Origin of the sequence: Streptococcus sp. 400_SSPC, assembly GCF_001072745.1 — a bacterium.
Classification (GTDB): Bacteria; Bacillota; Bacilli; order Lactobacillales; family Streptococcaceae; genus Streptococcus; species Streptococcus xiaochunlingii.
Genome location: NZ_JVIQ01000003.1, coordinates 1 through 20827, shown reverse-complemented (window position 1 = coordinate 20827; position 20827 = coordinate 1). Strand labels below are relative to the sequence as shown.

The 20827-nt window shown below is 42.6% G+C and carries 22 protein-coding genes; 5 read left to right on the top strand and 17 right to left on the bottom strand.

All coding sequences use genetic code 11. The features are described 5' to 3' along the window. Positions 1 to 3: 3 nt before the first annotated feature. The 8 genes from ADH49_RS00595 to ADH49_RS00560 all read right to left on the bottom strand — a co-directional run bounded on the left by ADH49_RS00595 (position 4) and on the right by ADH49_RS00560 (position 8274). On the bottom strand, positions 4 to 1074 hold the full coding sequence (locus ADH49_RS00595) for an ABC transporter substrate-binding protein (protein ID WP_048687983.1): 1071 nt from the start codon (positions 1072 to 1074) through the stop codon (positions 4 to 6). Next, positions 1071 to 1844 carry an ABC transporter permease gene (locus ADH49_RS00590; protein ID WP_048687979.1) on the bottom strand — a complete coding sequence of 258 codons (774 nt, stop codon included), beginning with the start codon at positions 1842 to 1844 and terminating at the stop codon, positions 1071 to 1073. The genes ADH49_RS00595 and ADH49_RS00590 overlap by 4 nt, the downstream gene beginning before the upstream one ends. Continuing rightward, entirely contained in the window at positions 1841 to 2647 is an 807-nt protein-coding gene (locus ADH49_RS00585) for an ABC transporter permease (RefSeq protein ID WP_048687974.1), read from the bottom strand. The genes ADH49_RS00590 and ADH49_RS00585 overlap by 4 nt, the downstream gene beginning before the upstream one ends. Further along, positions 2628 to 3785: an ABC transporter ATP-binding protein gene (locus ADH49_RS00580; RefSeq protein WP_048687968.1), complete on the bottom strand. Its 1158-nt coding sequence runs from the start codon at positions 3783 to 3785 to the stop codon at positions 2628 to 2630. The genes ADH49_RS00585 and ADH49_RS00580 overlap by 20 nt, the downstream gene beginning before the upstream one ends. 205 nt (positions 3786 to 3990) lie before the next feature. Beyond that, positions 3991 to 4893: a UDP-N-acetylmuramate dehydrogenase gene (gene murB, locus ADH49_RS00575; protein ID WP_048687964.1), complete on the bottom strand. Its 903-nt coding sequence runs from the start codon at positions 4891 to 4893 to the stop codon at positions 3991 to 3993. Positions 4894 to 5026: 133 nt separating this feature from the next. Beyond that, positions 5027 to 5953 carry a hypothetical protein gene (locus tag ADH49_RS00570; protein WP_048687963.1) on the bottom strand — a complete coding sequence of 309 codons (927 nt, stop codon included), beginning with the start codon at positions 5951 to 5953 and terminating at the stop codon, positions 5027 to 5029. 157 nt (positions 5954 to 6110) lie between these two features. After that, entirely contained in the window at positions 6111 to 6986 is an 876-nt protein-coding gene (gene thrB / locus ADH49_RS00565) for a homoserine kinase (protein ID WP_048687960.1), read from the bottom strand. Position 6987: 1 nt separating this feature from the next. Further along, the gene (locus tag ADH49_RS00560) at positions 6988 to 8274 is read right to left on the bottom strand and encodes a homoserine dehydrogenase (RefSeq protein WP_048687957.1); all 1287 of its coding nucleotides are present in this window, start codon (positions 8272 to 8274) and stop codon (positions 6988 to 6990) included. Between the two features lie 246 nt (positions 8275 to 8520). On the opposite strand from ADH49_RS00560, the gene ADH49_RS00555 reads away from it, so the two are divergent. Next, entirely contained in the window at positions 8521 to 9411 is an 891-nt protein-coding gene (locus ADH49_RS00555) for a polysaccharide deacetylase family protein (protein WP_048687954.1), read from the top strand. Between the two features lie 58 nt (positions 9412 to 9469). Here the strand turns inward: ADH49_RS00555 and ADH49_RS00550 are convergent, their stop codons facing one another. From ADH49_RS00550 to ADH49_RS00515, 8 genes are all read right to left on the bottom strand, one after another. Further along, positions 9470 to 10426, bottom strand: coding sequence for an ABC transporter permease (locus ADH49_RS00550; RefSeq protein WP_048687951.1), 957 nt, complete (start codon positions 10424 to 10426; stop codon positions 9470 to 9472). Between the two features lie 2 nt (positions 10427 to 10428). Beyond that, on the bottom strand, positions 10429 to 11484 hold the full coding sequence (locus tag ADH49_RS00545) for an ABC transporter permease (RefSeq protein ID WP_048687948.1): 1056 nt from the start codon (positions 11482 to 11484) through the stop codon (positions 10429 to 10431). After that, positions 11477 to 13009 (bottom strand): ABC transporter ATP-binding protein, encoded by a 1533-nt coding sequence (locus ADH49_RS00540; protein ID WP_006596012.1) that lies wholly within the window; start codon positions 13007 to 13009, stop codon positions 11477 to 11479. Before ADH49_RS00540 ends, ADH49_RS00545 begins: the two co-directional genes overlap by 8 nt. A gap of 137 nt (positions 13010 to 13146) precedes the next feature. Beyond that, the gene (locus ADH49_RS00535) at positions 13147 to 14202 is read right to left on the bottom strand and encodes a BMP family lipoprotein (protein ID WP_048687944.1); all 1056 of its coding nucleotides are present in this window, start codon (positions 14200 to 14202) and stop codon (positions 13147 to 13149) included. A 78-nt stretch (positions 14203 to 14280) separates the two neighbouring features. Then, positions 14281 to 14670: a cytidine deaminase gene (locus ADH49_RS00530; protein WP_048687941.1), complete on the bottom strand. Its 390-nt coding sequence runs from the start codon at positions 14668 to 14670 to the stop codon at positions 14281 to 14283. After that, positions 14657 to 15319, bottom strand: a complete 663-nt coding sequence (gene deoC / locus ADH49_RS00525; protein WP_048687940.1) for a deoxyribose-phosphate aldolase — start codon at positions 15317 to 15319, stop codon at positions 14657 to 14659. The genes ADH49_RS00530 and deoC overlap by 14 nt, the downstream gene beginning before the upstream one ends. A 22-nt stretch (positions 15320 to 15341) precedes the next feature. Continuing rightward, positions 15342 to 16619 (bottom strand): pyrimidine-nucleoside phosphorylase, encoded by a 1278-nt coding sequence (locus ADH49_RS00520; RefSeq protein WP_048687938.1) that lies wholly within the window; start codon positions 16617 to 16619, stop codon positions 15342 to 15344. Then, positions 16616 to 17209: a class I SAM-dependent methyltransferase gene (locus tag ADH49_RS00515; protein ID WP_082160986.1), complete on the bottom strand. Its 594-nt coding sequence runs from the start codon at positions 17207 to 17209 to the stop codon at positions 16616 to 16618. Before ADH49_RS00515 ends, ADH49_RS00520 begins: the two co-directional genes overlap by 4 nt. 95 nt (positions 17210 to 17304) lie before the next feature. Here ADH49_RS00515 and coaA point away from each other — a divergent pair, with 95 nt between their 5' ends. The 3 genes from coaA to ADH49_RS00500 all read left to right on the top strand — a co-directional run bounded on the left by coaA (position 17305) and on the right by ADH49_RS00500 (position 19178). Continuing rightward, positions 17305 to 18225: a type I pantothenate kinase gene (gene coaA, locus ADH49_RS00510; RefSeq protein WP_048687931.1), complete on the top strand. Its 921-nt coding sequence runs from the start codon at positions 17305 to 17307 to the stop codon at positions 18223 to 18225. Positions 18226 to 18332: 107 nt separating this feature from the next. Continuing rightward, the gene (gene rpsT, locus ADH49_RS00505) at positions 18333 to 18581 is read left to right on the top strand and encodes a 30S ribosomal protein S20 (protein ID WP_023023719.1); all 249 of its coding nucleotides are present in this window, start codon (positions 18333 to 18335) and stop codon (positions 18579 to 18581) included. A 66-nt stretch (positions 18582 to 18647) separates the two neighbouring features. Next, positions 18648 to 19178 (top strand): DNA topology modulation protein, encoded by a 531-nt coding sequence (locus ADH49_RS00500; protein WP_048687926.1) that lies wholly within the window; start codon positions 18648 to 18650, stop codon positions 19176 to 19178. 26 nt (positions 19179 to 19204) lie between these two features. Here ADH49_RS00500 and ADH49_RS00495 read toward each other — a convergent pair whose 3' ends face one another. Beyond that, positions 19205 to 19783, bottom strand: a complete 579-nt coding sequence (locus ADH49_RS00495) for a TetR/AcrR family transcriptional regulator (RefSeq protein WP_048687917.1) — start codon at positions 19781 to 19783, stop codon at positions 19205 to 19207. Between the two features lie 127 nt (positions 19784 to 19910). On the opposite strand from ADH49_RS00495, the gene ADH49_RS00490 reads away from it, so the two are divergent. Continuing rightward, positions 19911 to 20753 (top strand): DegV family protein, encoded by an 843-nt coding sequence (locus tag ADH49_RS00490; protein WP_048687914.1) that lies wholly within the window; start codon positions 19911 to 19913, stop codon positions 20751 to 20753. The last annotated feature ends 74 nt before the right edge of the window (positions 20754 to 20827 follow it).

Sequence of the window (20827 nt, the reverse complement as noted above, 5' to 3'; positions counted from 1 at the left end):
ATCCTACTTCCGATACATCTTCACTTGTAGGTAGAGGTCGTTATAGATGCCCAACCACTTCTTACCAAGTTGTTCATAGACTTCTAAGTTCTTTAGTGTGTCATCACTTGGGTAGAAGGCCTGGTCCTCTTGGACCTCTTTTGGTAGCATCTTCTTAGCTACTTTGTTCGGTGTGGAATAACCGACATAGAGAGCGTTCTTATATGCATTTTCTGGGCGAAGCATGAAGTTGATAAAGGCATAAGCTGCTTCTTTATTCTTCACGGTCTTTGGAATGACAATATTATCAAACCAAAGGTTGCTGGCTTCTGATGGGACGACGTAACGAAGGTCCTCATTGGCATCCAGCATTTGACGAGCTTCACCAGAGAAGGTCACCCCAATAGCCGCATTGTTCTGGATCATGTATCCTTTCATTTCATCGGCTACAAGGGCCTTGATATTAGGCATCAAGGTATAAAGCTTATCGACAGACTCTTGCAATTGCTGAGGATCCTTGGAGTTGAGGCTGTAGCCTAAGCTATTGAGTCCAATCCCCATGACCTCACGCGCCCCATCGTACATCATAATGTCATTCTTGTACTCTGGTCTCCATAGATCAGCCCAGTGTTCTGGAGCCTTGTCGACCATCTTGGTGTTGTATATGATACCAAGGGTCCCCCAGAAGTAAGGAACTGAGTACTGATTGTCCGGATCAAAATCCAGGTTCAAGAAGCGTGGGTCGATATTGTCTAAGCCTTTCAGTTTAGACTTATCTAATTTTTCAAGCAGATTCTCGTCCATCATCTTGGCGATCATGTATTCACTTGGAATCGCTATATCGTAAGCTGTTCCCCCTTGCTTGATCTTGGTGTACATGGCTTCATTGGAATCAAAGGTATTGTATTGGACTTGAATGCCTGTCTCCTTGGTAAATTCCTTAAGCAATTCTGGATCGATATAGTCTCCCCAGTTGTAGATGACCAGCTTGTCACTGTCTTTTGGATTGGTCTTGGCTTCAAGACGGGCACTTAACCCTGCTAAAACAAGGATGACCACGACAATCCCTAGCAAGAATGAATAGAGTTTTTTCATACTGTCTCCTCCTTCTCTCTAGTGATGAAGTAATAGCCGACCACCAGTAAGATACTGAAGAGGAAGACCAAGGCAGAAAGGGCATTGATATTCAATGAAATCCCTTGACGAGCCCGTGAGTAGATCTCAACAGACAAGGTTGTAAAGCCGTTCCCTGTGACAAAGAAGGTCACCGCAAAGTCATCCAAGGAATAGGTAAAGGCCATAAAGTAACCAGCGATGATGGCAGGTGTCAAATAAGGAAGCATGATTTCCTTCAACATCTGTACCTGAGTAGCTCCTAGGTCATAGGCCGCATTGACCATATCACGGTTCATTTCCTTCAAGCGTGGCAAGACCATCAAGACCACGATTGGAATAGAAAAGGCCACGTGACTCATCAAGACAGAGGCAAAGCCCAGCTGGAACTTGATGGTCGTAAAGAGGATCAGGAAGCTAGCGCCGATCATCACGTCAGGTGCCACCATAAGGATGTTATTGATGGACAAAAATGGTCCTTCAAACTTCTTCTTAGACTGGTAAATGTAGATCGCCCCAAAGGTCCCAATAATGGTCGCAATCAAGGCTGACAAGAAGGCTAAGAGGAAGGTCTGTGAGAGGATCAACATGAGACGCGTATCCTCAAAGAGACTCTGGAAATGCTCCAAGGTAAAGCCTGTAAAAGCATTCATATCCCCGCCAGCATTAAAGGCATAGGCAATCAAGTAGAAGATTGGCAGATAAAGGAGAAGGAAAATCAATCCTAAATAGATACGTGAAATCTTTTTCATCGTTCACTCCTTTCTCTCGTTACCCACATGACTAAGAGCATAGCAAGGATCAAGACTACCCCAATGGTGGATCCCATTCCCCAGTTTTGCGTCGTAAGGAAGTGCTGCTCGATGGCAGTCCCCAGGGTAATAACTCGGTTTCCTCCAATCAAACGCGTCAACATGAAGAGACTCAAACTTGGAATAAAGACTGACTGGACACCGGAGCGAACCCCGTTCATAGACAGTGGAAAGACAACCCGACGGAAGGTATCCCACTTGTTAGCTCCTAGGTCATAGCTGGCATTGATGAGGTTTGGATCCAAATCATCCAAGACATTGAAGATAGGAAGGATCATAAAAGGCAACTCAATGTAACTAGCAACAAAGATGAAAGAAAAGTCCGTAAAAAGGATCTGTTGCGGACCGATTCCGATGAAACTCAAGAATTGGTTAATAGATCCCCCTTGACCAAAGATCCCGATAAAGGCATAAGCCTTGAGCAAGAGGTTGACCCAGGTCGGAAGGACAATCAGCATGAGCCAGAGTTGGCGGTGCTTAAGCTGGGTCAAAAAATAAGCTGTCGGGTAAGAAATCAAGAGCGTCACAAAGGTGACGATTCCAGCATAGAGAATGGAGTTAAAACTCATCTTGAGGTAGGTCCAATTCTGCGCTGTAAAAAAGGTTTGGTAGTTCTCTAAGGAACCCTGTCCCTGGACATTGACAAAGGATTGCCAAATAATCAAAACTACAGGAGCCAAGACAAAGAGGAGGATCCAGAGAAAGTAGGGAACCACAAAGAGGTTAGAGGTTGTTTTCTTCATCTCTTTCCTCCTCGATGGCATTGATCAATCCAGCTTCTTGCTCTTCCACTTCGACGTACTCTTCGATCCGAGCATCAAACTCTTCTTCCGTTTCATTGAGACGCATGACGTGGATATCTTCTGGCTCAAAGTCCAGACCGATTTCCTCTCCTACGATAGCCTTACGGGTTGAGTGAATCATCCACTCATTACCCAATTCATCATAGGCGATGATCTCATAGTGAACCCCACGGAAGAGTTGGGTATCTACTTTCACCTGGAGCTTACCTTCTTCGGGCAGGGTGATTCGCAAGTCTTCGGGACGAATGACGACTTCGACCGGTTCGTTTGCTCTCATCCCTCCATCGACCGACTCAAAGCGTTTGCCGTTGAACTCTACTAGATAGTCCTCTATCATGATCCCTGGAAGGATATTGGACTCACCGATAAAGGTCGCAACAAAATGGTTAATGGGCTCATCGTAGATATCAACTGGCGTTCCTGATTGGACGATTTCTCCTTCGTTCATGACAAAGATCCAGTCACTCATCGCTAGCGCTTCTTCCTGGTCGTGGGTTACAAAAACAAAGGTAATACCCAAGCGTTGTTGCAATTCACGGAGCTCATACTGCATGTCAGTCCGTAACTTCAAATCAAGGGCAGACAAGGGCTCATCCAAGAGGACTACTCGCGGTTCATTGATAATCGCCCGTGCAATGGCTACCCGCTGGCGTTGACCACCAGAAAGTTTCTGGATGGACCGTTTCTCAAAGCCTCCCAATTGCACCATCTTGAGGACTTCTGTTACTCGTCTCTCGATTTCAGACTTGTCAACTTTCTTCAAACGGAGAGGGAAAGCAACATTCTCAAACACATTCATATGTGGGAAAAGGGCATAGGATTGGAAGACGGTATGGACGTCCCGTTTATTGGTCGGTACATCATTGATCCGAACACCATCCAAGAGGACATCTCCTGTCGAAGCGTCTAACAAACCAGCAATGATGTTCAGAATCGTTGATTTACCAGATCCTGAAGCACCGAGGAGGGTATAGAATTTCCCTTCTTCCAACTCAAAGTTGATGTCTTTGAGAACCACTGTATCACTGTCTTCAAATACTTTTGAGACATTTCTAAACTCAATAATTGGTTTTTTCAATTCACATAAATTCCTTCTTTTTCATGCGTTTCCTTCTGAGACCAACCATTAGTCTCATAGGCTGACGAGCAGACTCGTCAGGCCACCAACACCTCTCGGGGACTTATAAGACTGCCCCACCTATTTTCGGTATCGATAGGCACTCACCCCCCTTCTAAAGTAGGAAGGGTCTACCCTAGAGTAGCCCCTATTCCATCTCGAACCGTTAAACTTTCCCAATAATACGGACTTCTCGCTCCAAGGTCACCCCAGCTGATTTTTCAACTGTCGCAATGACATGGGCAATCAAGTCTTCATAATCTTTGGCAGTACCATGATCAACGTTAATCATAAAGCCGGCATGCTTTTCAGAAACCTCCACACCACCAACTCGATGCCCTTTCAGTCCAGCTTCACTGATCAACTGTCCCGCAAAGTGCCCGACCGGACGCTTGAAGACAGAGCCACAAGACGGGTATTCGAGGGGTTGTTTCATCTCTCTCAAATGCGTCAAACGAGCCATTTCTTGATCGATCTGATCATAATTACCAGGTGCTAAGGCAAACTTAGCCGAAATCACTACGTCACCGGTTTCTTGGATCTTGGAATGGCGATAGCCAAAAGCTAATTCTTCTACTGTTAAGGTTTTAATTTCTCCTTCTGGCGTCAAGACCTTACACGATTGGAGAATATGGGCAATCTCACCACCATAGGCGCCAGCATTCATATAGACTGCTCCACCGATGCTACCTGGAATCCCACAAGCAAATTCAAAGCCTGTTAAGCTATGGTATCGGGCTACATGAGTCACATCGATGAGCTTAGCTCCTGCCTCTGCTTCAATCACATAGCCATTGACACGGATGTCATGGAAATGATCAAACATGATCACAAAACCTTCAATCCCACCGTCACGGACGATAATATTGGAAGAATTCCCCAAGACCATCCAAGGAATTTCCTGAGCATTAGCAAAGGTGACAATTCGTTTTAATTCATATTGATTGCGAGGGAAGGCTAAATAATCTGCCGCTCCTCCAACCTTGGTATAGGTATATTGTTTAAGTGGCTCATTGAACAAAATTTCAATACCAGCCAACTCCTCTTTGATTTGCTTTAGGATTTCCATCTCACAACTCTCTTCTATACGTTATCTTATCCATTATAACAAAAACCAGCTCACTTTTCGACTCAGAAGTAAAAAAACAGAAGCAGTCAAAGGACCGATTCTGTTTTAATTTTTTTAAACAATTGTTAATTTATTAGCCAATCTTACGTGCAATGCCACGTGATTTTTGAGTAGACAAGGCTGAGCTAATCGCTCCCCATGCTCCAATACCCGTAAATACAGCCAGCAAGAGGAAGTTAATGAAATATTCTTGTGGAGCATCCCCATTTAAGACTGTCGCGTTAACCGCATCAAAAGAATCAGCGAAGCTCAATTCATATTCACTCATAAGATGTAGAGTATAGTCAAATTGGTGAACTAATACAATGGTCAACAACATCAGAACTGTTGAGATCACAGCACCTTTTTTGCTAAATTTCTTTCCTAAGATCTCATAACCTTTGACAACGCAGACACCCAGAACCAGGCCAGCGATATAGGATACATAGCCCATACGAGCGATAAATAGTGCTACTGCCCCTCCAATAATGGCCCCAATAAAAGCTCCTACTGTTCCAATAAGAACATTTTCTTTCTGACTATTATACGAATCGGTTTCGATCTTTAGTTGAGTACTTAACTCTTTAAAGCATTCTTCGTTCATCAAGAAGAGGGAGTCATCGATTTGGTAGAGACCAACCGGTCCTTTTTCACCAGAGTAGCCACAAACAGTGTAGAATCCATTGGTTTGTAGGAATTGCAATATTTCTGTTAAGGCTTGACGAATGTTTTCAATTGTTTTTGCTTTAGTCATTCCAGCTTTAGCAGTGAAAGTTGTGACATATTGGTTGAGGCTAATGCTCTTCAAAACAGAAGAGTCTTTCACCATTTGATGCAATTGAGCAGCTGCTTCTTCTGCATCATCACGCGACACAGAAAGCGCAATGGTAAAAACATTTTTTGTGTCTGTTTCTCTCAGTAAGAAGAAATAGCCAGAGTTTTCCCCATAAATAGATGATGTTTCAGGATCATACTGGAATCCAAGTTCCGTAGCAAGTTGATGACGTTCAAAGTCTTTCATTAGAATTACAATCTCCTTTACAATTCTATCTATCTTTCGAATAATTGTTTATTATCCTAAAATAATTTGATAGACAAATGATTTATAGAACTATTTTATCATAGATAAATAAAATTAGATAGACTAATTTAGCCTATCTAATCATTTTTTTATTAAATCAAGATTCGCTGTTCTCTACCTTCACACCAGTTGTGTCAATATTTAAAGAAAAGACCTGACCATTTAAGCCCTTAGATTTTAAGTCTTTGGCAAAGGCTTCTGCATGTTCAACAGGGAGCAAGGTCATAATAGTTGGACCTGCACCAGAAAGGTAAGTGGCATAAGCATCGTGTTGATGTGCAACTTCTTTCACCTGAGGGAACTCTGCAACCAACTGTTGGCGGTAGCGTTCATGGAAGCGATCTGCTTCAATAGCTTTTCCTGCGACTCTCAAGTCTCCCTTAGCAAGGGCAGCAATGGCCACGTTTGCGATTGAACTAGCTGCAACAGCCTCCTTATAAGTCCACTCACTTGGAAGGACATTTCGGCTATCACTGGTCTTGAGTTCGTAATTCGGAACAAAGGCTACCAAAGCACATTCAGGGAAGGGAAGGACCAAATGATTGGTCTGCTGATCCACATAGCTCGCTACGACCAGATTTCCAAAAATGGCTGGCGCTACGTTATCTGGATGGCCTTCGATTTTTGTCGCAATTTCTAGTTTATCTTCATCACTTAGGGATAATTTGCCCAGTTGATTGGCCAACTCAATCCCCGCTACGATAACAGAGCTGGATGACCCCAAACCACGCGCCAAAGGCACTTCACTGGTCATCTTGAGACGATGAGGAGGCATATCTGGCGCAACTTGGAGAGCAGTTTGAAGCAAGAGATTCTCTTCATTGCTTGGTATCTCCTCCCCCAAGTCATGTTCAATCCACCAGTTTTCTTGCGCTTCTAGCACATCAATGGTCAAATAGCGAGTCACGGCAATCCCAACAGAATCAAATCCTGGACCGACATTGGCACTGGTCGCTGGTACTGTAATTCTCATCTTATTCTCCCAATACTTTAAAGGTATTCAACAAGGTGAAGTCAGCTTCGGCATCAATTTTCTCAATGATATGGTGCAATTGTGTTTGATTCAATTGGTGAGTGATAATCACAACACGAGCCACAGAATCTTTGGCACCTGCTTGGAGAACCTGCTTAAAGGAAACATCTTCTTGGTTGAAAATTTGTGCCAACTTGAGCAATTGTCCCTTCATATCTGGAGTTTGAATAGAGAAGTAATAATCACTCTTCACATCTTCTGGTTTAGCCAACTGCACAGGACGGCTGTATTCGTTAAAGGCTTTTCCAATTGTTCCCTCATTGAGGCGACGAACAATGCGAATAATGTCAGCGACTACACTAGTGGCTGTTGGTTTTTGACCTGCTCCAGGACCATAGTACATGGATTCCCCGATTCCAATAGACTCCACATAAACGGCATTCATGACACCATTCACGCCAGCTAGTGGGTGTGCTTTTGGTAAGAAGGTTGGAGTTACTTCTGCTGAGAGACCTGAAGGAGTTTCTTCGATAGATCCCACCAATTTGATTACATAGCCTAAACTTTGAGCCACAGCAACATCCTCAGGAGTAATGTTGCGGATCCCCTTATGACCTACTTGGTCAAATTGGACGTTCATCCCAAAAGCAAATTGGCTCAAAATCACCATTTTGTAGGCTGCATCAATCCCATCTACGTCATTGGTTGGGTCACTTTCCGCATAGCCCAACTCTTGAGCCTTAGCTAAAGCATCTTCATAAGACCAGCCCTCTTCGACCATCTTGGTCATCATAAAGTTGGAGGTTCCATTGACCACACCGAGGACACGAGTCACCTTATCTGCAGCGAGAGAGTTAACCAAGGTCCGAAGAATTGGAATTCCACCAGCTACTGCTGCTTCATAATAGAGGGCAATGCCATGCTCCTTGGCAATCGCAATCAACTCAGCTCCATGAACTGCAAGCAAATCTTTATTAGCTGTTACGACATGTTTTCCAGCTTGAAGAGCACGTGTAATAAAGGTCTTAGCTGGCTCAATTCGACCCATCAATTCAACAACGATGGCAATGTCTTTGTCTTCAATGATCTCATCAACATTGGTCACAAAGTTATAGTCATGACCAGCAGCTAATAAGCGGGCTTTCTCTTCTTCATCTTTGACAAGAACTTTAGCTACTTCAATTTCAGACTGAGCAGCTTGGAAGATCTTATCACCATTTTCTTTTAATAGAAACGGCACACCACTTGCTACCGTCCCAAATCCTAGTAAGGCAATTTTTACAGACATGTTGGTCTCCTTAAAATCTAATATAGTCTATTATATCAAAAACTAGCCCCTTCTGACTAGTTCTATGGTTCTCTTCCACTAGAAGAATACTTCATTTTCAGATTTAAACCTCCACATCAACTCACTAGCAAACCATGCCTTCAAAAGTCAAGGAGATTTCCCAAAATTTTACTCTATTTGTTACTTTGTCTTGAAGAGATTTCCTGCCCCTATGATATAATGATAATGAATTAGAAAGGGGTCTCTATGAATCACCGAAAAAGACGTGTCCCAAAGAAAATACGATTGCTACTAATTTTAAATGCTTTTCTGCTATCCTGCATCTTTATTTTAGGCTTTCTCCTATTAAAACGAGCTACTAGTACTCCCGTTGCTGACAAGCAAGAAACAAATACAAGTCAGACTGTGAATCAGCAAGGCTCCACCACTAAATGGGTAAAACAAGATCAACCTGTAAAAATTCCAATTCTCATGTACCACGCTGTTCACACGATGGCTCCCTCTGAAGAAGCCAATGCCAATCTCATCGTGGCACCAGAAACTTTTGAGAGTCATCTCAAAGCTCTTAAAGAAGCCGGTTACTATACCTTGACGCCTGAAGAAGCTTATCGGGCACTTACTAAAAATGAACTGCCTGAAGGGAGAAAAGTCGTTTGGTTAACCTTTGATGATGGAATTGCAGACTTCTATACCATTGTCTATCCTCTCCTAAAAAAATACCAAATGACCGCAACCAACAATATCATTACTTCCTTTTCTGACGAAGAAAGACCCAGTGTTTTAACCTTCGATCAGATCAAAGAAATGAAAGCGCAAGGTATGACCTTTGAAAGTCATACGGTATCTCACCCAGACTTGGCTCAATCAGATATCTCTCGTCAGGAATCTGAACTCGCAAATTCCAAACAAGTACTAGATAAGAAACTCCATCAAACCACTACCACCATTGTCTACCCTGCTGGTCGCTACTCTGATGTCACCATGGAACTAGCAAAAAACAATGGCTACAAAATGGGCTTAACGACCAATAATGGACTAGCCAGTCTAGACGATGGCCTCTACTCACTAAAACGCCTGCGGATCTTACCGACTACGACAGCAGAAAACCTACTTGCCGAAATGCAACCTTATCCATAAACATGTAAAAAGCACGAGTCCGAATGACTCGTGCTTTCTTTCTCCATAATGGAGGCTTTTATTTCGATTTGATGTAGTTCACACCATCTGCTTTCGGAGCAACCGACTTACCAAAGAAGGCTGCTAAGACGATGATGGTCAACACATACGGAGCAATACGGAGGTACACTCCTGGGATGTGGGCAAGGAAAGGAATCTGCGTAGACACAACCGCCAAGGCTTGTGAAAGTCCAAAGAATAGACTTGACAGCATGGCTCCGATTGGGCTCCATTTACCAAAGATCATTGCCGCTAGGGCGATAAATCCAGGTCCCACAATGGTAGTGGCAGAGAAATTGACAGAAGCAGATTGTGCATACAAGGCACCCCCAACTCCTCCTAAGAATCCAGAGATGAGCACACCATAGTAACGCATGAGGTAAACATTGATACCGAGAGTATCCGCAGCTTGAGGATGTTCACCAACTGAGCGAAGGCGAAGACCAAATTTCGTTTTAAACATGATAAACCATGCTACAAATGAAAATGCAATCGCTACATATCCCATTAAGCTAGTATTCTTAAAGAAGATATCGCCAATAACAGGAATATCAGACAAGAAAGGAAAATCAAATTTACCAAATGATAAATCGATATTGTTGGTTTGACCTTTTCCGTAGATGGCTTTTACCAAGAAGACGGCTAAGGCAGGAGCCAACAAATTCAATACCGTACCACTCACCACATGGTCAGCACGGAAGTTAATAGTCGCTACCGCATGGATGGCAGAGAAAATAAGACCAACCAAACCTCCTGCAAGGAGAGAAAGCCAGATTGTCATGCCTCCAAGAGAGCCAGCAAAAGTCAAGTTAAACACGACTCCTGTGAAAGCTCCCATAACCATGATTCCTTCCAAACCGACATTAACGACACCAGCATGTTCGGAGTAGGCACCTCCGATACTAGTGAAAATGAGGGGAGCAGCATAGACTAGCATATTCGATACAAGAATCGTTAGTATAGCAACAATATTCATCCTTACTCTACTCCTTTCATTTGTTTTTTAGGCTTGATGTATTTTTCGATAATATAGTGAGCACTTACAAAGAAGATGATCGAAGCTGTCACAATATTGACAAGTTCTGGTGGAATAGTCGCTGTGGTCATACCTGGCGCGCCTGTTTGCAAGGTTCCAAGCAAGAAGGCAGCAAAGACAATCCCAATAGGGGAATTGCTAGCAAGGAGAGCCACTGCCATCCCATTAAATCCAACAGCCAAGGAACCAGCTTGAACATAAACGTTCTGGAAGGTACCAATCCCTTCTACAGCTCCTCCAATCCCACAAAGGGCACCTGAAATCACCATGGAAAGGATGATGGTACGTTTAGCTGACATCCCTGCATAGTCTGAAGCATTCGGGTTAAGACCAACGGAACGGATTTCAAAACCAAGTGTTGTTTTCTTAATAATGAACCAAATAACTGCAACAGCAATCAAGGCGATAAAGATACCGATATTCATCCGTGACTTAGTCAATTCTGTCAAGAACCCGAGGCGGTAACTTGCATTTGCTCCTACTGTGATACTAGATTCAGAATCGACCATGAACTTTTTAGGGAAGTTCCGGATAATTTCATTTCCAGCAAACAGTACGATGTAGTTCATCATAATAGTAACGATGACTTCACTCGTCCCCAAAAATGCTCGCAGAAGTCCTGGAATTAAACCAATGAGACCACCGGCAATTGCAGCCACAAGGACCGTCAAAGGAATCATTAGGATACGCGGAATATCAGGGAAGGACAAAGCAAACCATACTGCCGCAATCCAACCAGCTAAGGCTTGTCCTGGTAAGCCGACATTGAAAAATCCAGCTCGACTGGCTACCGCAAATCCGAGAGCGATCAAAATCAGCGGCCCCATTGTACGGAAAATTTCACCCACATTTTTAATGGAACCAAAAGCTGTCTTGAAGAGTTCTTCATAACCCCAAAGAGCATCATAACCAAAGATCCACATGATAATGGCTCCGAGGATGATTCCTAGGATTACAGAAATAAAAGGAATAGCAATTTGTCTTGTATTTTTATTCATTTGAAGCCTCCTTGATTTCTCCACCAGCCATTAGAATACCAAGCTCTTGTTTGTTGGTCTCAGATGGCTTCACAATACCTTGGATTTTTCCATCATGAATAACAGCAATCCGGTCGGATAGATTTAGAATTTCATCTAATTCGAAGCTGACTACGAGGACGGCTTTCCCTTTATCACGTTCACCAATCAAACGTTTATGGATGTACTCAATCGCACCAACGTCCAATCCACGTGTCGGTTGGCTAACGATCAACAAATCTGGATTCCGATCAACTTCACGAGCAATAATGGCCTTTTGTTGATTCCCTCCTGATAGAGCACTTGCTGGCACAATCTCGTTAGCTGCACGAACGTCAAATTCTTCCATCAACTTGCGGGCATAGGAATTAATTTGATTGTAATTCAAAACACCATTTTTGCTAAGTGGTTCTTTGTAGTAAGTTTGAAGTGCGATGTTTTCAGAAAGCATCATTTCGAGCACAAGACCATCACGATGACGATCTTCAGGCACGTGGCTGACATTCATTTCAGTAATCTTACGTGGGGAAAGGCCAACAACTTCTTGTCCCTTAATTTTGATACTACCTGATTTGACTTTGCGAAGTCCGGTAATAGCCTGGATCAATTCACTCTGACCATTGCCATCAATCCCTGCAATCCCGACAATTTCACCTGCGCGAACATCAAGAGATAGCTCTTTGACCGCAGGAACACCACGGTTTTCATTCACGACTAAGTCAGAAATTGCAAGAACCACTTCTTTAGGCTGTGCTTCTTCTTTTTCTGTTACGAAAGAAACTGAGCGCCCAACCATCATTTCTGCCAAATCTTTATTGGTAGCACCTTCGATACCAACGGTTTGAATAGATTTACCACGACGAATAACTGTGACACGGTCTGCAACGGCACGAATTTCATCTAGTTTGTGAGTGATAAGGATGATAGATTTCCCTTCTTTAACAAGGGTTTTCATGATTTCCATCAACTCCAAAATTTCAGCAGGAGTTAACACTGCAGTAGGCTCGTCGAAAATCAGAATATCAGCTCCGCGATAGAGCGTCTTCAAGATTTCTACACGTTGTTGAGCACCGACAGAAATATCTTCAACTTTTGCGGTAGGATCCACAGCCAAGCCGTAGCGTTCTGACAACTCAAGGATATCTGCATTAGCTTTTTTCAAATCTAATACACCTTTATTAGTAACTTCGCTACCAAGAATGATATTTTCTGCAACAGTGAAAGCTTCCACCAACATGAAGTGCTGGTGAACCATCCCGATCCCTAGAGAAGCAGCCTTTGAAGGAGAATCTAGTTTTTCAGACTTCCCATTGACCACAATTTCTCCGCTCGTTGGTTCCAAAAGACCAGCCAACATATTCATCAGGGTTGATTTCCCAGCTCCATTTTCACCAAGAAGTGCATGAATTTCACCTTTACGCAATTCGAGGTTGATTTTGTCGTTTGCGACAAATTCACCAAAGATTTTGGTAATTTCACGCATCTCAATGACGTTTTCGTGTGCCATTCGAATATTCCTTTCTAGAAAACTATATTTTATTTCAGTAGGACCTGCTAAACGAGTTAGTAAGTTCTATTGAGACAAAATGTCTCAACACCTCATAAAAAAGCGACCCAAGAAGGATGGATCGCTTCTGGAAGGTTTTATTTCTCAGGTGCTTTTACACTACCATCGATAATTTGTTTTTTAGCATCTTCTACTGCTTTTTTAGCATCTTCAGAAAGATTAGAAGTTGTCAAATCAACACCACCATCTTTCAAACCAAATGTGATCACTTTTCCACCTGGGAATTTGCCATCAGCAGTTTGAGTTGCGATTTCTTGAACAGTTTTACCAACTTGTTTCAAAGTTGAAGCCAATACGAAGTTAGATTCTTTACCATCTTTTGAAGTGTATTTACCTTCGTCGACTTGGTCACGGTCTACACCAATAACCCAAACTTTTTCGTCTTCATTTTTCTTCTCGTTCAAGTCTTTAGCTTCCTTGAAGACACCAGCTCCTGTACCACCAGCAGCTTGGTAAATAACGTCAGCTCCTGCAGCGTATTGTGTCGCTGCAATAGTTCTTCCTTTTTCAGGGTTGTTGAAGTCTTCAGCATATTGTACGTCTACTGAAATGTCTTTGTTTACAGACTTCACGCCTGCTTCAAATCCTTTTTCAAAACGAGTGATAACTTCACCACGTGCTCCACCAATGAAACCAACTTTGTTAGTCTTAGTTGTTTTGGCAGCAGCAACCCCTGCAAGATAAGCAGCTTCATTATCCGCAAAAACAGCAGATGCTACGTTCTTTTTATCTCCTACAACAGAGTCAATGATAACGTAGTTGATATCAGCATTTTCATCTGCAGCAGCTGTAACAGCTGGAGCAAGTTTGTAACCAACACCGTAAACTAATTTGTAGCCGTTTGTAGCAGCTTGGCTAAAGTTATTCGCAAAATCTGCTTCACTTGTAGATTGGAAGTAAGTAAAGCCGTTATCTTTAGAAAGACCGTTTTCTTTACCCCAAGCTTGTAGACCTTCCCATGCAGATTGGTTGAATGATTTATCATCAACACCACCTGTGTCAGTAACGATAGCAGCTTTTAAATCAGTTTTTGCATCTGAAGAATCTTTGCGAGACGCACGATTTCCACATGCAGCAAGTCCGATTGCAGCGACAGTTACTAGACCTAGGCCTAACCATTGTTTCTTGTTCATTTCTGAACCTCCTAAATAAGATATGCAACTAAGTTGCGGATTAATGAAAGGGTCAATAGACCGCCTTTACAGATGTTACTACGTAAGATCTGTAAAGGAATATGGAAGCAATTCCTTGACCGTCATCACGACCGTCGATTTATCTTTGGCTACCAGAGTAACCGGTAGGTCTGGCTCGAAAAATTCAGCCATCACCTGGCGACAAGCACCACAGGGTGAAACTGGTTTTTCCGTCTGACCATAAATAATTAATTCCTTAAATGAACGCTCTCCTTCTGAAACAGCCTTAAAGATGGCTGTCCGCTCTCCACAATTGGTCAAGCCGAAGCTCGCATTTTCAATATTGACGCCTGTATAAATCTTCCCCTCATCTGTCACAAGAACAGCTCCGATTGGAAAATGAGAATAAGGTACATAAGCATTCTCACTTGTTTTTACAGCTAGGTCAATCAACTCAGTAGTCGCCATGGGCTACTTCTCCCTTCATGATGGCTACTCCAGAGGAAGTGCCGATTCGGTTAGCACCCGCTTTGATCATGGCTTGTGCATCCTCATAGCTACGAGTACCTCCAGATGCTTTCACTCCCATATCCGGTCCAACAACCTGGCGCATGAGGGCAACATCCTCAACAGTTGCTCCTCCAGTAGAGAAACCAGTTGAAGTTTTGACAAAGTCTGCTCCTGCCAATTTGGCAATCTGGCAAGCCACTACTTTTTCAGTTTCAGTTAACAAGCAGGTTTCGATTATCACTTTTACCAAGCGATCACCACTTGCATCTACAACAGCCTGAATGTCCTCTTCTACTAATGTCAGATTTTTTGATTTCAAGGCACCGATATTGATGACCATATCGATCTCATCGGCTCCATTTTGGATGGCATTTTGAGTTTCAAATGCTTTAACAGCTGGTGTATTTGCGCCAAGAGGGAAACCAATCACTGTACACACTTTTACATCTGAATCCCGAAGTCCTTCTGCAGCGAAGTTGACCCAGGTCGGTTGGACACAAACACTTGCAAAATCATATTCTTTCGCTTCTTCGATCAAAGCCTCGATTTGTTCTTGTTGTGCATCAGGTTTTAATAATGTGTGGTCAATATATTTGTTTAATTTCATTAATAAATCTCCCCCAAATGAATTACGAAACAATTTCAATAATTTCTGAAACGCTTACAACCTTGTCTAGTATTTTAACATTTTTTTGGAATTCTGCAATGGTTTTTTGACTAATTTCTAAATTTGTATAAATAGTTGCAACAAGGTCGCCTTTTTGAACAGGATCCCCAACTTTCTTAGCAAAAACAATCCCTGTTTCATAATCTAAATCATCTGATTTGACTGCTCTGCCAGCCCCAAGACGCATAGCGAAGAGTCCGTGTTCCATCGCAGGCAAGGCTGCAATATAGCCATCCTCTTCTGCATAGACAGCCACTTGTTCTTTTACCTGAACTGGACGATAGAGATCGTCTAAATCTCCACCTTGAGCAAGGACCATTTCTTCAAACTTCTTCAGTGCTTTGCCGGCTGTCAGATGCTGCTTAATTTCTTCCAAGTTGGCCGTCACCCCACCAAGTTCCAGCATAATTTGAGCCAATTCACAAATGAAGTGAGTCACATCTTCTCTGCCTTTGCCTTGAAGAATATCTAAGGCTTCAAGAATTTCGAGACGGTTCCCGATGCTGGTTCCTAAAGGCTGGCTCATATCTGTCAAGACAGCAATGGTCTTACGACCAACAGCATTACCAAGATCTACCATGGTACGAGCCAGTTCACGCGCCTCTTCAATGGTCTTCATAAAGGCCCCTTCTCCAACGGTGACATCGAGAAGGATGGCATCCGCTCCAGCCGCAATCTTCTTACTCATGACCGAGCTGGCAATCAATGGAATTGTATCAACCGTCGCTGTTACATCCCGAAGTGCATAGAGAAGCTTATCCGCCATGACCAATTGGTCCGACTGTCCAATGACAGAAAGGCCAATCTCTTGTACTTGTTTAATGAACTCTTCCTGGGTCCGCTCAATTTGGAATCCTTTAATGGATTCTAGCTTATCGATGGTCCCCCCTGTATGTCCAAGACCACGACCGCTCATCTTGGCAACTGGGACGCCAAAACTAGCCACTAGAGGTGCCAGTACAATTGTTACTTTGTCCCCTACACCACCTGTTGAGTGTTTGTCCACCTTGATGCCTTTAATAGCGGAAAGGTCGAATTGCTCCCCTGTCTCCACCATCTTCATGGTCAAATCTGAAATTTCTCGGGTCGTCATCCCCTTGAAATAAACCGCCATGGCAAAGGCAGCCATTTGATAATCAGGTACTGTTCCAGCCACATAGCCTTCGATCAACCAATGAATCTCATCTTTACTCAACTCAATGCCATCACGTTTTTTCTGAATGATATCTACAGCTCTCATGTGACTTTTTCACTCCTTAAAATATAATAACCCTTGTCTTTTTTGAGGATTTCACAGTTTCCAAAGACTTCTTCCATTTTGGCTTTCGCACTAGGAGCACCCTGCTTTTTCTGGATAACAATGGTTAAGTCTCCCCCAGGATTCAAATGGTCAAAACTCCCAGAAAGTACTTCATGGACTACCTTTTTTCCAGCCCGAATGGGAGGGTTACTGATAATATGATCAAAACTTCCCTCAACCTGATCATAAACATTGGATTGAAAGATAGTAGCTTCGACCTTATTTAAAGCCGCATTTTTCTTAGCTAGATCTAAAGCCCGTGTATTGACGTCTACCATAGTAGCATGGATCCCTTGGGCCTTGACCAATGAAAGCCCAAGTGGACCATACCCGCAACCAACATCCAAAACCGTCTCTCCTTGCTGGAAGGACAAACAAGATAAAAGGACCTGGCTACCAAAGTCGATCATTTTCTTACTAAAAACACCGGCATCCGTCAGAAATTTCATCCGCTCCCCTAAAAGAACCACCTGTAACTCATGGATATCATGTTGGGCATCTGGATGTTCGTCATAGTACATTTTACTCATATTAGCATTATAGCATAATTTAACCTATTTTTAAATCGTTTACAGAAGATCTTAAAACTGATATACTAAAGGTCACTATAGAGGAAAGGCTTGCAATGGATAAAGAATTTCTACACTTCGAAAAAATTAATCGACAAACTTGGCAAAATCTCCACCGGAAATCAACCCCTCCTCTGTCTGAAGAGGAATTGAATTCGATCAAGAGTTTTAATGACCTCATTAGTTTACAAGATGTGACAGACATTTATTTACCGCTGACACACTTAATCCAAATCTACAAAAAAGCGAAAGAAGATTTAGCATTTTCTAAAGGTATCTTCCTCCAACAGGAAAGTAAAAAACAGCCCTTCATTATCGGGATTTCAGGGAGCGTGGCTGTCGGCAAATCAACGACGAGTCGTCTCCTTCAAATCCTTCTTTCTCGGACCTTTTCTGATTCCACTGTTGAATTGGTCACCACCGATGGCTTCTTGTATCCCAACGCCACCTTGATTGAACAAAACATCCTCAATCGCAAGGGTTTCCCTGAAAGTTATGATATGGAGCTCCTTTTGGATTTCCTCAACCAACTCAAAAATGGTCAAAGCTATCAGATCCCTGTCTATTCTCATGAGATTTATGATATCGTCCCTGATCAAAAGCAAACCATCCAAGCTGCGGACTTTATTATCGTGGAAGGGATCAATGTCTTTCAGAATCCCCAAAACGATCGGCTCTATATGACAGACTTCTTTGACTTTTCCATCTATGTGGATGCTGAGGTTGCCAATATTGAGTCCTGGTATATCGATCGCTTTAAAAAGTTGTTAGACCGTGCGAAAGATGACCCAAGCAACTACTACCACCGCTTTACTAAGCAACCTGAAGAAGAAGTCCTCGCCTTCGCTCATCAGGTATGGGAGTCGATCAATCTCTTAAATCTAAAAGACTATATCGAGCCCACTCGTAACCGAGCCGAACTGATCCTGCACAAATCTGCCAACCATGAGATCGACGAAATCTATCTCAAGAGATAAGAGTTTTAAGACAAAATGATCTTTAAAAAAGTAGCGATTCGAAGAAAAATTAGTTTGGGCTTGTCAAAAGAAAAGTTTTCAGATATAATAAGAGAGTTAGATTATCATTGGAGGTGAAAAAATTGGCAAACATTAAATCAGCTATCAAACGCGCTGAATTGAACGTTAAACAAAACGAAAAAAACTCAGCTCAAAAATCAGCTATGCGTACTGCAATCAAAGCTTTTGAAGCAAACCCATCTGAAGAACTTTACCGCGCTGCTAGCTCAGCTATCGATAAAGCAGAAACTAAAGGTTTGATCCACAAGAACAAAGCTAGCCGTGATAAAGCACGTCTTGCAGCGAAACTTGGTTAATCAAGAACAGCATAAAAATCAAGCTCTCCGGAGCTTTTTTTGTTCCTAAAATTTTGAGAGGTGCTTATGAAAATCGTTATTATCGGCTATTCAGGATCTGGCAAGTCAACTTTGGCTGAAAACCTAGCCCGCTACTACTCCATCCCCAAGCTCCACATGGATACCCTTCAATTTCAACCGGGTTGGATAGACAGTGACCGAGATTTGATGGAGCAAGAGATGAAACAATTTCTCAGCAATCATAGAGACTGGGTCATTGATGGCAATTATTCTTGGTGTTGCTATGAGGAAAGAATGGAGCAAGCCGACCAGATTATCTTTCTCAACTTCTCTCGTTGGAACTGTCTCTATAGAGGGTGGAAACGATACCGCAGTTATAGAGGCCGAGTCCGTGAGAGTATGGCAGCAGGCTGCCCTGAACGCTTTGACTGGGAATTCATCCGTTGGATTCTCTGGGACGGTCGCCAAGCCAGACAGGTCACACGCTATCAGACTATCGACCAAACCTATCCAGACAAATTTATCTCGCTCAAGAATCAAAAGGAACTGGACTGTTTTCTAGATAACGTAAAAAATGATCTACTGGAATCGAAGTAAACACTCGATCTAGTAGATCATTTTTCTTATTTTCTTTTCTTTTGAGGAAACAAGGGAAGACCTAAGGAAGCCATCTTCTCCGCCGGTACCTTCATGCCATCCTTAATCCACTTGGCTAGGACAGAGACAATGGCTGAGCTGAGGAAGGAATTCAAATAGCTAGCTGGTCCTTGTGAGGATTTCTGACTTTTACTCCTCTTTTCCAGAAATTCATAAACGGCCTTGGTAAGCAGTTTCTCAAAATTATAATCGACGGCCAAGCTGATAATACGGGCTTCCTTCTTAGCCTCTTTAAAGAGATAGACCCAAATCTGGTACAAATCGGTCTTAAAATTGTAGCCTTCCAAAGACTTGGTAATCTTCGAAACAGTTGATTGGAAGATGGATTCGAGCAATTCTTCTTTTGACTCATAATTTCGGTAAAAAGCTGCACGAGAAACGCCTGCTCTCTCCACCAATTCTGAAATGGTAATCTTTTTCAAGTCCTTTTTATCCAACAACTGAAGCAGGGAAATCTCCAAGGATTCCCGTGTGATGGCATTGCTTTCTTGATTGGATCGCTTTAGATTTGCTAAGGATTTTTCGGATATCTTTCTTTCTGCCATAACACTTACTTTCTATCTGTATCATCTGAATGTATCTGCTTTCAGAGAATGCAACTTCATGATATAATTGTAAAAAAAGACTAACTACTTGTCAATGTACAATTTTTTACATTTTGAGGTAATAAAAATGAAATGGAAAATTATTGCAGATTCTGGCTGTGATTATCGTACTTATGAAAGTGCTGCACCAGATACTAGCTTTGTTTCAGTTCCCCTTACCATTCAGATTGGTGAGACCATCTACACAGACGACGCCAAGCTTGATACAGATAAAATGATGGAAGATATGTATGCTACTACTACTGCTTCCAAATCGGCTTGTCCTAGTCCCGATGACTATATGAAAGCCTTTGAGGGTGCTGATAATATCATCGTTGTTACCATCACTGGTACTTTGTCTGGTAGCCACAATAGTGCTCAGGTTGCAAAAAAACTTTATCTAGAAGACAATCCTGCAACCAATATCCATGTGATTGATAGTTTATCAGCTGGTGGTGAAGTGGATCTACTCGCCCGCAAACTCCATCAACTCATCGCTCAAGACCTTGACTTTGATCAAGTGGTCGAAGTCATCACCAAATACCAAGAAAAAACCAAACTGATCTTTGTCCTAGCTAAGGTCGATAATTTGGTAAAAAATGGTCGACTCAATAAAATTATCGGAACGGTTGTCGGCCTCTTAAACATCCGTATGGTCGGCCAAGCCAGCGATACCGGAACCCTTGAACTCCTTCATAAAGCCCGTGGCCAAAAGAAAGCTATTTCCACTACTTTTGAAGAAATGCTCAAAGCCGGCTATAAAGGTGGACATATCACCATCGCTCACCGCCGCAACGAGAAATTCGTAGAACAACTCTCTGCCTTGGTCCATGAAAAGTTCGCCAATGCGGATATCGAAGTTCTTCCGACCTCTGGCCTCTGCAGCTTCTACGCTGAAGAAGGTGGCCTCTTAATTGGCTATGAAATTTAACAACAAACTATAAAAGAGGCTGGGACAAAAGTCCTAGCCTCTCAATTGTCTTTGGATTATCGAGCAAGACGCAG

Excerpts from the sequence above, each read along its gene's own strand:
- ADH49_RS00540 (WP_006596012.1), bottom strand. The coding sequence starts at position 13,009 with ATGGCACACGAAAACGTCATTGAGATGCGTGAAATTACCAAAATCTTT.
- ADH49_RS00515 (WP_082160986.1), bottom strand. The coding sequence starts at position 17,209 with ATGAGTAAAATGTACTATGACGAACATCCAGATGCCCAACATGATATC.
- deoC (WP_048687940.1), bottom strand. The coding sequence starts at position 15,319 with ATGAAATTAAACAAATATATTGACCACACATTATTAAAACCTGATGCA.
- ADH49_RS00490 (WP_048687914.1), top strand. The coding sequence starts at position 19,911 with ATGAAATGGAAAATTATTGCAGATTCTGGCTGTGATTATCGTACTTAT.
- thrB (WP_048687960.1), bottom strand. The coding sequence starts at position 6,986 with ATGAGAATTACAGTACCAGCGACCAGTGCCAATGTCGGTCCAGGATTT.
- ADH49_RS00590 (WP_048687979.1), bottom strand. The coding sequence starts at position 1,844 with ATGAAAAAGATTTCACGTATCTATTTAGGATTGATTTTCCTTCTCCTT.
- ADH49_RS00500 (WP_048687926.1), top strand. The coding sequence starts at position 18,648 with ATGAAAATCGTTATTATCGGCTATTCAGGATCTGGCAAGTCAACTTTG.
- ADH49_RS00545 (WP_048687948.1), bottom strand. The coding sequence starts at position 11,484 with ATGAATAAAAATACAAGACAAATTGCTATTCCTTTTATTTCTGTAATC.
- ADH49_RS00560 (WP_048687957.1), bottom strand. The coding sequence starts at position 8,274 with ATGTCTGTAAAAATTGCCTTACTAGGATTTGGGACGGTAGCAAGTGGT.
- coaA (WP_048687931.1), top strand. The coding sequence starts at position 17,305 with ATGGATAAAGAATTTCTACACTTCGAAAAAATTAATCGACAAACTTGG.
- ADH49_RS00595 (WP_048687983.1), bottom strand. The coding sequence starts at position 1,074 with ATGAAAAAACTCTATTCATTCTTGCTAGGGATTGTCGTGGTCATCCTT.
- ADH49_RS00495 (WP_048687917.1), bottom strand. The coding sequence starts at position 19,783 with ATGGCAGAAAGAAAGATATCCGAAAAATCCTTAGCAAATCTAAAGCGA.
- ADH49_RS00585 (WP_048687974.1), bottom strand. The coding sequence starts at position 2,647 with ATGAAGAAAACAACCTCTAACCTCTTTGTGGTTCCCTACTTTCTCTGG.
- murB (WP_048687964.1), bottom strand. The coding sequence starts at position 4,893 with ATGGAAATCCTAAAGCAAATCAAAGAGGAGTTGGCTGGTATTGAAATT.
- ADH49_RS00555 (WP_048687954.1), top strand. The coding sequence starts at position 8,521 with ATGAATCACCGAAAAAGACGTGTCCCAAAGAAAATACGATTGCTACTA.
- ADH49_RS00550 (WP_048687951.1), bottom strand. The coding sequence starts at position 10,426 with ATGAATATTGTTGCTATACTAACGATTCTTGTATCGAATATGCTAGTC.
- ADH49_RS00520 (WP_048687938.1), bottom strand. The coding sequence starts at position 16,619 with ATGAGAGCTGTAGATATCATTCAGAAAAAACGTGATGGCATTGAGTTG.
- ADH49_RS00535 (WP_048687944.1), bottom strand. The coding sequence starts at position 14,202 with ATGAACAAGAAACAATGGTTAGGCCTAGGTCTAGTAACTGTCGCTGCA.
- ADH49_RS00530 (WP_048687941.1), bottom strand. The coding sequence starts at position 14,670 with ATGGCGACTACTGAGTTGATTGACCTAGCTGTAAAAACAAGTGAGAAT.
- ADH49_RS00570 (WP_048687963.1), bottom strand. The coding sequence starts at position 5,953 with ATGAAAGACTTTGAACGTCATCAACTTGCTACGGAACTTGGATTCCAG.